At 33.7% G+C, this 10,208-nt stretch carries 8 protein-coding genes and 1 pseudogene; all 9 read left to right on the top strand.

What is annotated here, in order from left to right:
- Positions 1–229 precede the first annotated feature (229 nt).
- The 9 genes and pseudogenes from greA to FYJ58_RS10715 all read left to right on the top strand — a co-directional run bounded on the left by greA (position 230) and on the right by FYJ58_RS10715 (position 10,127).
- The gene (gene greA, locus FYJ58_RS10755; protein WP_154519728.1) at positions 230–712 is read left to right on the top strand and encodes a transcription elongation factor GreA; all 483 of its coding nucleotides are present in this window, start codon (positions 230–232) and stop codon (positions 710–712) included.
- A gap of 152 nt (positions 713–864) precedes the next feature.
- Positions 865–2,343 (top strand): annotated as a pseudogene (lysS, locus tag FYJ58_RS10750) (lysine--tRNA ligase); the annotation flags it as partial.
- Positions 2,344–2,641: 298 nt separating this feature from the next.
- Entirely contained in the window at positions 2,642–2,884 is a 243-nt protein-coding gene (locus FYJ58_RS10745; RefSeq protein WP_154519726.1) for a hypothetical protein, read from the top strand.
- Positions 2,885–2,899: 15 nt separating this feature from the next.
- A complete protein-coding gene (locus tag FYJ58_RS10740) occupies positions 2,900–3,682 on the top strand; it encodes a ParA family protein (protein WP_154519725.1) in 783 nt (260 codons plus the stop codon).
- The gene (locus FYJ58_RS10735; RefSeq protein WP_154519724.1) at positions 3,675–4,565 is read left to right on the top strand and encodes a ParB/RepB/Spo0J family partition protein; all 891 of its coding nucleotides are present in this window, start codon (positions 3,675–3,677) and stop codon (positions 4,563–4,565) included. Before FYJ58_RS10740 ends, FYJ58_RS10735 begins: the two co-directional genes overlap by 8 nt.
- Positions 4,565–5,617, top strand: coding sequence for a DUF6017 domain-containing protein (locus FYJ58_RS15165; protein ID WP_328597844.1), 1,053 nt, complete (start codon positions 4,565–4,567; stop codon positions 5,615–5,617). Before FYJ58_RS10735 ends, FYJ58_RS15165 begins: the two co-directional genes overlap by 1 nt.
- Positions 5,618–5,708: 91 nt before the next feature.
- Entirely contained in the window at positions 5,709–6,125 is a 417-nt protein-coding gene (locus FYJ58_RS10725) for a hypothetical protein (RefSeq protein ID WP_154519723.1), read from the top strand.
- A gap of 163 nt (positions 6,126–6,288) precedes the next feature.
- Entirely contained in the window at positions 6,289–6,474 is a 186-nt protein-coding gene (locus tag FYJ58_RS10720; RefSeq protein ID WP_154519722.1) for a type II toxin -antitoxin system TacA 1-like antitoxin, read from the top strand.
- A gap of 35 nt (positions 6,475–6,509) precedes the next feature.
- On the top strand, positions 6,510–10,127 hold the full coding sequence (locus FYJ58_RS10715; RefSeq protein ID WP_154519721.1) for a YobI family P-loop NTPase: 3,618 nt from the start codon (positions 6,510–6,512) through the stop codon (positions 10,125–10,127).
- The last annotated feature ends 81 nt before the right edge of the window (positions 10,128–10,208 follow it).

The following is a 10,208-nucleotide window of genomic DNA, read 5'->3' as shown; positions in this document are numbered from 1 at the left end:
TGTCAATGAGAAAGAAAAGGTTTGTTATTAGCTTGCGCCCAATTCAATACTTGGAAGAAATCTTAGAAGCTTAAAAAATAGTGAAAAACAAAATTGGTAAAGGATACTCATTCATGCGTTTGTCGTGGGAAAACCAGCCGAACCCATTGACATTTTCAAGGTTCTACGTTATAATTTTGTGAATGTGAAATTGTACGATAATTGATTATGATATATGGAGGAAAACTTGATGGCTGAGAAGAAAAATATTTTAACATATGAAGGTTTAAGACAATTAGAAGAAGAATTACAGGATTTAAAAGTTAATAAACGAAGAGAAGTTGCTCAGAAAATCAAAGAAGCAAGAGAACAAGGTGATTTATCTGAAAATGCAGAATACGATGCAGCGAAAGATGAACAGCGTGATATTGAAGCAAGAATTGAAGAAATTGATAAGATTTTACGTAATGCAGAAGTCGTTGTAGAAGAAGATGTAGACGTAGACAAAATCAGCATCGGCTGTAAAGTAAGAATCATGGATTTAGAATACGATGAAGAATTAGAATACAAAATCGTTGGTTCTACAGAAGCAAATAGCTTAAAAGGAAAGATTTCCAATGAATCACCGGTAGGAAGAGCTTTAATTGGTGCAAAGGTTGGTGAAACAATCACGGTAGAAACACAAGCTGGTGACATTCAGTATAAAATTCTTGAGATTCAGAAATCAAATTAACTTAAATAAAAGAATGGATGGCTTTTGAAAAGGATAAAATAGATGATAAACATTAGTCTGATTTAGTATTCGAGTTATAGGCACCTGAATCAAATAATATTTAGGAAGAGAAAAAGAGAATAAAAGAACAAAATGGAAAAGGAGTGTAAGACTTGGCAGAGAATAATCAACAACAAGAAAAAGATTTGAGCGAATTATTGAAGGTGCGCCGTGCAAAATTAGCGGAGCTGCAAGAAAATGGGAAAGACCCATTTCAAATTACAAAATATGATGTAACTCACCATTCTAAAGAGATAAAAGAACACTTTGATGAATTAGAAGGAAAATCCGTATCTGTAGCAGGACGTATTATGTCTAAACGTGTTATGGGTAAGGCGTCTTTTTGTAATGTAGCGGATAAGCTTGGTAATATACAGAGCTATGTGGCAAGAGATTCTATTGGAGAAGGATCTTATAAAGACTTCAAAAAATATGATGTTGGTGATATCGTTGGTATCAAAGGTGAAGTATTTAAGACAAAGACAGGTGAGATTTCAATTCATGCATCTGATGTTGTTTTATTATCCAAAAGTCTTCAGATTCTTCCTGAAAAATATCACGGCTTAAAGGATACAGACATCCGTTACCGTCAAAGATATACAGACCTTATCATGAATGACGAAGTAAAGGAAACATTTATTAAACGTTCCCAGATTATCAGTTCAATTCGTAGATTTTTAGATAAAAAAGGTTTTATGGAAGTAGAAACTCCAATGTTAGTAGCTAATGCAGGTGGTGCAGCAGCCAGACCATTTGAAACACATTATAATGCTTTAGATGAAGATGTAAAATTAAGAATTTCTCTTGAACTTTATCTGAAGAGATTAATTGTAGGTGGATTAGAGCGTGTATACGAAATTGGTCGTGTATTTCGTAACGAAGGTCTTGATACAAGACATAATCCAGAGTTCACATTAATGGAACTTTATCAGGCATACACGGATTATAATGGCATGATGGATTTGACAGAAGAAATGTATCGCCATGTTGCACAGGAAGTTTGTGGAACAACGTTAATTCCATATGCAGATGCAATGATTGATTTAGGAAAACCTTTCGAACGTATCAGTATGACAGATGCTGTTAAGAAATATGCAAACGTAGATTTCTCAGAAGTAGCAACGTTAGAAGAAGCAAGAAAACTTGCAGATGAACACAATGTACATTATGAGGAAAGACATGGAAAAGGTGATATTTTAGCATTGTTCTTCGAAGAATTCGTAGAAGACAAGTTAATTCAGCCTACATTTGTAACAGACCACCCAATTGAGATTTCCCCTCTTACAAAGAAAAAACCGGATAATCCGGAATTGACAGAGCGTTTTGAGTTATTTATCTATGGACGTGAAATGGCAAATGCTTATTCTGAATTAAATGACCCAATCGACCAAAGAGAACGATTCAAAGCACAGGAAATCGCATTGGCAGCAGGTGATGATGAAGCACAGACAACAGACGAAGACTTCCTAAATGCACTTGAAATCGGTATGCCTCCAACAGGTGGTATCGGCTATGGAATTGATCGATTAGTAATGCTTTTGACAAACTCACCGGCAATAAGGGATGTGTTGTTGTTCCCGACAATGAAAAGCATCGATAAGTAAGAATGCCGTAAAATCAAGGGTTTCAGGGCTTTGTAGGACGTAAAAATTACGCTTACTACAACGCTTACTACAACAAATTTCTAAGTTGATATGAAGAATTATGATGTCAACTGACGAATAGCTTTAAAAACTATAGATTGATATTTTATGAAAAATGAGGACTTTTCTTCAGATTTTAATCTGAGGAAGGGTCCTTTTTTCGTTTTCGTATATTCAGTTTGGTATACGAATTTCTGCGATATGGTATACGAAAAAGTTACGAATTTTGAAAGGAGATTAAAACAATATGAATCACACAGCGTTAAGTGCAGCTCATATGGTGGACATTTCATTGAGAGACCCTGGAGGTGGAGAGATGATCAAAGTGAGATTGCAAGGCACCAAAGAGGATATGGATTGGCTGGAGAAACAATTAAAGTCATGTTCACAAGTCAAAATTACAGAATCCTCAGATATGTATCAGAACAAAGGAACCAATAAATATTTTAGAAAATACTTAGAAATCAGCAAAAAGAAAGAAAAACAGTAAAGGAGATTAGACCATATGAGTAAAGTAATTATTTGCGCAAATCAGAAAGGTGGAGTTGCCAAGACCACCACAACAGTCAATCTTGGCATTGGACTTGCCAGAGAAGGCAAAAAGGTATTAGTGATTGATAACGATCCGCAGGGATCTCTTACAGAGGCATTAGGTTATCAGGAACCGGATAGTCTGGAGATAACATTGGCTCAGATTATGGACTGGGTATTGAATGAGGAACCTTTTGATATTACGGCGGGTATTCTTCACCATGAGGAAGGAATTGACCTTATGCCAGCGAATATCGAGTTATCCGGAGTTGAGACGTCTTTAGTGGGTATTATGAGCAGTGAAACTGTATTAAAGGAATACATTGATATGCTTGGTAATAAGTACGACTACATCATTGTAGATTGCTCACCTAACTTAGGTCAACTTACATTAAATGCACTTGTTGCTGCGGATGAGATTATTATTCCGGTACAGGCTGCGTATCTTCCTATTAAGGGCTTGGAGCAGTTGCTTAAGACCATTAGCAGGGTAAAAAGAAAGATGAATCCAAAGCTTCATATTATGGGTATCTTGCTGACTATGGTGGATTACAGAACTAATTATGCTAATGAAATCACAGAAGTTTTATATCAGGTATATGGAAGTAGTATTCATATTTTTGAAAATGTGATTCCGATGTCTGTAAGAGCTGCAGAAACTCCTGCGGAAGGTGTAAGTATTTATAAGCATGATGCAAAAGGAAAAGTTGCTATTGCGTATGAAGAGTTAACAAAGGAGGTTATCAGTCATGAGTAAAAGAAATTTAAGTGAAAAGATTAAATTGCAGTCATATAACGACATGTTTGGAGAAGATGAAAATACAGAGATTGTTGTACAGGAACAGATAAAGGATGTGGCTCTTTCTGAGCTATATACCTTTAAGAATCATCCATTTAAGGTAAGTGATGATGCCAAAATGGAAGAAATGGTTGAAAGTGTAAAACAGTATGGCATTTTAGTTCCTGCTATTGCAAGGGAACGCGTAGAAGGTGGATACGAGCTTATATCAGGACATAGAAGACATCATGCTGCTACCCTTGCAGGGCTTGAAACTATGCCGGTTATGATCAAGGATTGTAGTGATGATGAAGCCACTGTGATTATGGTAGATGCTAATATTCAAAGAGAGGATATCAGTATTAGCGAAAAAGCAAAAGCATATAGAATGAAATATGATGCCATGAAGCATCAGGGAATGGCTGGTGGTGTTACGCTTGATGAAATGAGTGAAACAGCTGGAGAAAGCAGTAAGACGATTCAGAGACTTATCTGTTTATCGAATTTATCAGATGAATATTTGGAACTTATTGATAGTAAGAAGCTTGGTATAGCCCAAGGAATAGATCTTTCTCATATACCGGAGGAACATAGAGAGGTTGTTCTAAAGGTTATGAAGGATATGGGTTTAATTATAAATATGGAGCAGTCTGCAAGAATAAAGAATGCTTCAAAGGAAGGACTTTTCAGTGAACAGTGGCTCAGAGAAATCTTAAATTATAAGAAGCCTGTTGTAAGAAAGGTTGTATTTAATCAGAGTCGTTTGGATTCTTATTTTGAACCTAATATGACAAATGAAGATATTGAAGGAATTATTGTGAAGTTACTTGATGAATGGAAAGCGAAAGGGGGTAGAGGTTAGTGGAGAAGCTAGATTTAGATTTTTATTATGGAAAAGAATCAGAACAGTTTACATTTTACAGATTACCTAAGGCGCTTATCACAGATGAGCGTTTTAAGGCAGTCTCGAATAATGCGAAGCTTCTCTATGGACTAATGCTTGATCGTATGTCACTTTCCAAGAAAAGAGGTTGGCTTGATGAGGACAATAAGGTCTTCATCAAGTATTCCCTTAATAATATTGAAGAAGATTTGAATGTAAGTCGTAAAACTGCAGGAAACATTTTAAAAGAGTTAGAAAGCATTGGACTTATAGAGATGGTTCAGCAGAACGGTATTGCCAATATAATTTATGTAAAAAATTTTGTGTCTGAATCTCATGAAAGCACTGGAAAATCAAGGGTTCCAAAGGACAAGTGTAAAATAGCAACCGGTGAAGAAATGTCACTAGTAGAAAATATGCACCAGTGTAACAATGATACCAGTGAAGATTTTACACCGGTAGAGAAAGTACACCAGTGCAATGATTACACCAGTGAAGATTTCACACCAGTTCAAAACTTACACCAGCGTAACTTTAACACAGCAACCAGTGTAGAAAGTGAACCGGTACTAGGGGAAAATCTACACACGAATAATATAGAATCTGATAATAATATGATTAAGAATAATCTTATCAGTCTATCTTATCAGCAGGTGGATCCGATGGATGAGGCAACAGCCTATATGGAAATTATCAGAGAGAATATTGAATATGACATTATGATGTCTAACAAGAATTGGAATGATGCAGAAATGTATGATGAGCTTTATCAAATTATCTGTGATGTGGTATGTGTTCCTCGTAAGACTATTAGAATTGCAGGAGAAGAATATCCATATAGCTTGGTAAAGAGCAAGTTCTTGAAGCTTAACAGTAGCCACTTGCAGTATGTAATTGGATGTATGCAGAACAATACTACTAAGGTTGCTAATATAAAAGCTTATTTGATTACAGCACTTTATAATGCACCAAATACCATGAGCCATTACTATAATGCAGAGGTGCGACATGACCTTTATGGCATTGATTAGAACTTTTGGTCAAGTTGACCAGAAGTAAATAATGGTTGTCGATATTGTATTTTATCGGTAAGATATTTATGAGAGAAAGAAGGTTTGGATTATGGCAAAGTATATTGTTGAGGACAGTTACAAGGCCTCATATGAAAAGAATTATAAGTTTCCATTAATCAATATTATTCCTGCAGTGGTATGGAGCATTCCGGTTCATCAGAAGCTTTTCCCTGATGCGGGATGGTGGGTGACATTTGGATTGTGTGCCTTGTTTGTAATTGCCTATGTGATACTCAGTTATCTTCCGATTATTGTTGTTGTACCAGCGGTTGCAAGTGTTATTATTTTTTCTGGATTGTTCTGGGTGTTTGCTGATTATATAGGTAATCAAGTGGTAAGAATTATTGTAAAGGTGGTTATAGTAGCTATTTTTGGATTTATGGAACTGGCGATATTTGCAAATGCAACAGTGCCTTGGTTAGAAGGTAGAGAAGCAAATAAGCCGCGGATTAGGGTGGAGAAATAAAGAACATCTATATTCTAGGATATAATCAAATTGGGAACCAGGATGGGCAAGGAGCTCTGATAGGTTCCTTTTTTGTTGTATACAAAACGTTTGTTTGTGCAACAAAGTATGGACAATGTCACACTAAGCGATGTATAATTTTTAATAATGGAGGAAACGGAAAATGAAAAAGTCGATATCAATAAGTATAAGAGTAAGTGAGGAAGAATTGGATAAATTTAAGCAAGCTGCAAAGCTTGAGGCATATGCATCATACAGTGAATTTGTGAGAAGAACCGCCTTGATTGAGGCATCGAGGATTATTAAAGAAAATAATGTTGAAGGCGAAAAAATGGATGAATGCAATTAGTTTTTTCAGAAGATTATTGAAGGAAGTGAGAAAATATGAATAATACATTTCAGAAGCTTACACCGACGGATAAGGTTGATCTTTTGGTGTATGAGGATGCGTTCAAATATATTTTTGAAAATGATGATATAAAAAATGTGGCAATATCAGGACCGTATAGTGCTGGAAAAAGTAGTTTATTGGAAAGCTATAAGAAAAATTGTAAAGATAAGAAATTTCTTCATATTTCATTGGCGCATTTTAGGGTGGAGCCAGAAAAAGAAAAAAGTATAGAAGAAAACGGTGAAGATAAAAATATAGAGGCAGTATTAGAAGGAAAGATTTTAAATCAGCTGATTCAGCAAATTGATGCAAACAATATACCTCAAACAAATTTTCATGTTAAAAGAAAAGTGAGTGCTTTTAAGTGTTTTGGAGCGGCATTACTGATTGTAGTTTTTGCTGTTTGCTTTTTGGCTACTGCTAAATTTGCTACTTTTTCTAGCTGGATAGAAGAATTCCATAATTATAATATATATAATTTCCTTAAATATCTAATTGATCCAATTGCGAGATTTGTTTATGCAGTAGGCGTAGTAGGAATATCAATATTTGGAATTTTTGAATTGATTAAAACACAGAAAAATAAGGGCATATTTAGAAAACTGAGTGTTCAGGGGAATGAGATAGAGATATTTTCAGATGCAGAAGATTCATATTTTGATAAATATCTAAACGAAGTGCTTTATCTGTTTGAAAATACAAATGCAGATGTCATAGTATTTGAAGATATAGATAGATTTGATATAGGTACTGTTTTTGAAAGACTGCATGAAGTTAATCGGTTAGCAAATGCGCGCATGAAAAAGGATGGTAAAACACTTAGATTCTTTTATTTATTGAGGGATGATATCTTTATCAATAAAGATAGGACAAAGTTCTTTGACTTTATTATGCCTGTTATTCCTGTAGTGGACAGTTCTAATGCATTCAACAAACTAAAAAGTTATCTGGAAGAAGGCAATGTCTATAATTTGTTTGATGAACGTTTTTTAAGAGGAATTTCATTATATATTGATGACCTAAGAATTTTAAAAAATATATGCAATGAGTTTATGATTTATTTTAAGAAACTGAATAAGATTGAATTAAGTCCAAACAAGATGATGGGCATCATTGTATATAAGAATATTTTTCCAAGGGACTTTTCTGAGCTACAGCTGAATAAAGGATTTGTATGGACTCTTTTCTCGAAAAAAAATATGTTTATAGAAGAAGAGATAAAGGCTGTTACCGAAGAAATTGAATCTTATGAACATCAGATTGAGTTATGTGAAAAAGAGCATCTTAATTCAAACGATGAAGTCGATCTTGCTTATTCTCAAAAGTTAAGTGCTGCTAGAAATACGTACTACAGCAGAAGGGAACAAGAAGTTCAAAAGATACAAGATGAAATCAGAGAGCGCAAACAAGCCATTGAAGATAAGAAAAATAATAGAGTTGCTGAGTTCCATAAAATTATCCAAAATCTGAAAACCAAAAGAGATCAACTATCAGAGAGCGCATTATGTGAAATTATTACGAGAGATAATATAGATGTTATTTTTCATACGACGGACACGGACGAGTTGGGTAAAGAAATATGTTTTAATGACGTCAAGGGTAATGAGTATTTTGATTTGCTAAAATATTTGTTGAGAAACGGTTATATAGATGAATCCTATAATGATTATATGTCATTTTTCTATGATAACAGTTTGACTGTGAATGATAAAATGTTTCTGCGTTCGATTACTGATAGAAAAGCAAAGAAATATGATTATCCAATTGATAATGTTGCGTTGGTATTTTCTAATTTGAATCCAGTAGATTTTACACAGGAAGAAACGAAGAATTTTGCGTTATTTTATGAAATTCTTAATAACACAGGAAGAAGTAATTATTTAGAGAAATTTGTATCCCAGTTAAAATCCAGTGATTGTTTTGATTTCCTATATCAATATCTTGAAACAGGGAAAAATACAGATGAGTACATAAATAAGCTGGCAACCGGATGGCCGGAGTTTGTTAGTGTCATTTTGAAAAATGAAAAATATACAGAGCAGCAAATACATCAGTTCTGTGTTTGCTTTGTGAGCTATTTATCAAATGAGATGATGGCAGAAATTAATTTAGATAGTTGTCTACTTAATTATATTTCGAATACAGCAAGCTTTTTAGATATAGAAAACCCGGATGTAGAAAGTATTGTAAGAAATTTCGAAATGCTCAATGTTAAATTTGTTGGAATAAATCCGCAACAGGCTGATACCGAGTTATTAAGACAAGTGTATATACATAATATGTATGTTATAAATTTGCAGAATATAAAAATGTGGCTTCAGCTTTACTATATGATAAGTATAATACCTGAAACAGAGGGGAAAATACTTTCTATTGTATTTAATAAAGAGGAAGAACCGCTATCGCGTTATGTAAAGGAAAATTTAGATGGATATTTAGAAATTATTGCAAATGAAGATATTCCAAACAGTGATGATGAGGATGTAGTTCTTTATGTCTTAAATGAAGAAGTTGAAATTGAGCATAAACAGAGTTATATAGAGAGAATGACTTATAAGTTATCTGAGCTAAATAAAATTGATTCAGTTGAGTTGAGAATTGATATTGTAAAGCTGAGAAAAATGATTTTTTCATTAGACAATTTGCTTTCATATTATAGAGACAATGGATTAGATGGTGTACTGATAGAATTTATTAATAACAATGAAGAAGTATTAGTTTATAATGAAACTGAATCAGAACTGTTGGGTAAATTTTGGCAAGATATATTGTCTTGTAACGATTTGACTGATGAGAAATATTTGGAAATATTAGATGCAATAGGATATGAATGTGATGTGTTTACTGAAGCTGAATTATCTGTTTCTAAAGTCGATAGTCTGATTGGAAGAAAATGGATTTTGATGAATGAAGAAAATCTTATTTTCATTAGACAGACATATCCTGAAGCAACCATAAAATATGCACAGACATATCTTTCTGAATATATTGAACTTTCTTCAAATGGATTGGCTGATGTTAATGAAATATCGGAAATGTTAGAATTACCAATTGAAGATCAGAAAAAAATAGAATTATTAAATACAATACCTGGTGAATCTGTTTCGGTAGTAAATAAAAATATAAGTTCACAGGTGTTTAGATATATTATTGAGAATAATTATGATAGTTCTGATAGTCCAGCTTTATTTGAAGATTATTCAAGATATGATAATGAAGTAAAAAAATGCATATTAAAGATTGCATTATCAGATTTTGCAGCTATAAAAACTGCACATGAAAAGGTTGATTTCAATTTGCTTGATTTGATATTAAGAAGTGATGAAATAGCGATGGCCTCAAGAAAAGAATTGATGCTATTAGTCATGGACAGAATTTCTCAGATTCGTTGCAAGGAATACTTGACTATTTTGGGATTTGATGAAATTGCTAAAATATTTGAATCAAACCGTAGACCTAAGATTTCTATAACTCCAGAAAACAGGAAAATTCTAGAAGCTATGAAAAATAATCATTTTATACAGGATTATAACGAGGATGCAGAGAGAGAGGTATTTAAGGTTACGAGGATAGAGGAAAGAGAAAATTCGTTGCCATCACATTTGTTATAACATATGTTTACTGTAGGGACGGTTGTGCTAAGCTGTCTCTATGCGGAAGGCTCTGATTGTCAGATTTATTATGTCTGAGGG

The sequence above is a fragment of the Velocimicrobium porci genome (assembly GCF_009696045.1).
Lineage (GTDB): Bacteria > Bacillota > Clostridia > Lachnospirales > Lachnospiraceae > Velocimicrobium > Velocimicrobium porci.
The sequence above is the reverse complement of the archived record's forward strand: the minus strand, read 5'-3'. Positions and strand labels throughout refer to the sequence as shown.

Bases quoted from the DNA above. Each gene is read 5' to 3' on its own strand.
- greA (WP_154519728.1), top strand. From the start codon at position 230: ATGGCTGAGAAGAAAAATATTTTAACATATGAAGGTTTAAGACAATTA.
- FYJ58_RS10745 (WP_154519726.1), top strand. From the start codon at position 2,642: ATGAATCACACAGCGTTAAGTGCAGCTCATATGGTGGACATTTCATTG.
- FYJ58_RS10740 (WP_154519725.1), top strand. From the start codon at position 2,900: ATGAGTAAAGTAATTATTTGCGCAAATCAGAAAGGTGGAGTTGCCAAG.
- FYJ58_RS10735 (WP_154519724.1), top strand. From the start codon at position 3,675: ATGAGTAAAAGAAATTTAAGTGAAAAGATTAAATTGCAGTCATATAAC.
- FYJ58_RS10725 (WP_154519723.1), top strand. From the start codon at position 5,709: ATGGCAAAGTATATTGTTGAGGACAGTTACAAGGCCTCATATGAAAAG.
- FYJ58_RS10720 (WP_154519722.1), top strand. From the start codon at position 6,289: ATGAAAAAGTCGATATCAATAAGTATAAGAGTAAGTGAGGAAGAATTG.
- FYJ58_RS10715 (WP_154519721.1), top strand. From the start codon at position 6,510: ATGAATAATACATTTCAGAAGCTTACACCGACGGATAAGGTTGATCTT.